At 60.0% G+C, this 468-nt stretch carries 1 protein-coding gene; it reads left to right on the forward strand.

Annotation, left to right across the window (positions count from 1 at the left end):
- On the forward strand, window positions 1-468 hold a 468-nt coding region (locus tag D7X55_RS46225), incomplete at both ends, for a Tar ligand binding domain-containing protein (protein ID WP_199747388.1).

Genomic DNA, 468 nt, shown 5'->3' on the forward strand with positions numbered 1-468 from the left:
GTACGGCCATGATCAAGGGAATTGAGATGCTCGCCTTACGCAACCTCCGAGTGGGATCCCGGCTGGGTGCCGGGTTTGGATTGCTGCTGCTGTTCATCGTGGCCATCGTTGGCCTGGCGCTGTACGGAAATCACCTGAAGTCCGCCCAGTTCGAGAAAGTGGTGGACGTCAACATGGTGAAGATGCGGCTGTTGAACGACATGCTGGATACCAACAACGCGGTGTTGATGCACCGACGGCTGATGGTGATCAAGCGCGGCGAGGATTTCGACAAGGATTATCAGAAGGCGCAGGAGCTGTCGCAGACCTACGACGGTATCTGGGCCAGGTACATCAGGATTCCACGCGACGCGACCGGCGATACCCTGGTGGCGAAAATCGACGCGGCACGCGAGGCCACCGACGCCTCCACCCGGCATCTTCACGAGCGCATGAAGGCCGGGGATTTCGACGGCGCGGCCAAGGAAC

It is taken from the genome of Corallococcus sp. AB049A (assembly GCF_003668885.1).
GTDB classification, from domain to species: Bacteria; Myxococcota; Myxococcia; order Myxococcales; family Myxococcaceae; genus Corallococcus; species Corallococcus interemptor.